This window comes from Deltaproteobacteria bacterium (assembly GCA_016177765.1).
Taxonomy (GTDB): Bacteria; UBA10199; UBA10199; order JACPAL01; family JACOUP01; genus JACOUP01.
Genome location: JACOUP010000012.1, coordinates 1 through 1,137 on the forward strand (window position 1 = coordinate 1; position 1,137 = coordinate 1,137).

At 54.2% G+C, this 1,137-nt stretch carries 1 protein-coding gene; it reads right to left on the reverse strand.

Going from position 1 to position 1,137, the window contains the following annotated elements; genetic code table 11:
• Positions 1-352 precede the first annotated feature (352 nt).
• Positions 353-967, reverse strand: coding sequence for a tetratricopeptide repeat protein (locus HYS22_09265; protein ID MBI1910340.1), 615 nt, complete (start codon positions 965-967; stop codon positions 353-355).
• Positions 968-1,137 lie beyond the last annotated feature (170 nt).

A 1,137-nucleotide genomic window follows, 5' to 3' on the forward strand; every position in this document is an offset into this window, starting at 1 on the left:
ATCACGGCCGAGGATGAATTGTAAGAGACCCAGGAAATACGGATAAAGCGGGGCTTGGTAGAAAACCCCTACTGTCCTGCCCAGCCAATCCCCGGCAGCGATCTTTTGAGCCCACTCATCGTAGGCACGGCCATCTCCCACTGGATAGTAAAAGATCGGATTGGCTTCAATTTGAAATAAGTATAGAAAGCGAACGCCGAGAGCGAGCAATACGATAGCCGCGCAAGCGAGGAAATCGATAGATTTTCTTGACGTCATGCGTCAGGGAGCGGCTATGAGAGGCGTTTGGAAGAGCATTCAAACGGACATCTCGCAAAGGATAGCCGCGGGAGAGACGCGCTTTTAGTAACGTCTAGCGCCCTCTAGCGCTGTCTATTGCCCTATCGCGGCCCTGGCGCCACTCCTCGTCATCGATCCGGTCCAGCAACACCTCCAGTGACCGGACCAGATCATTTTTTTCCTCTAAACCTTTTGCGGCCATCAATACCGCGCGTCTTAGAGAGGTTCGCACGACTCTGTTGGGGTCCCATTCGGGATATTCTCTATAACCGTCCCTCATGGCCCTGCCCAGGAGCGTCAAGGCGCCTTTGACTGTTTCAAGCCCTTGCTGATCCTCGCCAAGCCTCATCTGGGCGAGCCCCAATGCGAGCCAGGCAATCTCGTCATCTTTGTTCAGCCGGACCGCCCGGGTCAAAATTTGCCTGGCATCCCCATATCTTCCCTTCTTATAATAGGCGCGCGCGAGCAGAGTGAGACTATCTCGATAGGTGGGATCCTGGCGGACAACGGCCTCCAGCGATTCAATGGCGCGATCGATGTTGCCGCCGTGGCTCTTGGTCACCTCCGCTCTCCCTTCCGCATAGCGGCCGCCGGTCCCGAACCGAGGAATCGCGTGGGTGCAAGAAGAAAGAAGCAAAAAGCCAAGGGCTAAGAGCAGAGAGCGAAGAGCACTGCTGGAATTTCTCATAACCAAAGGAGTTGACAGGGCGTCAATGAAAAACGTTTATCACATTCGTCTCTCATCGGCAAAGCCTCCCCCTTTTGAGGATGGAGCCAAACTCCCCGACTTGGGTATTGATTTTCCTGAGAGCAACGCCTAGGCTGACAGCTAGGAGGAAAGGATTTATGAAAGTTGCA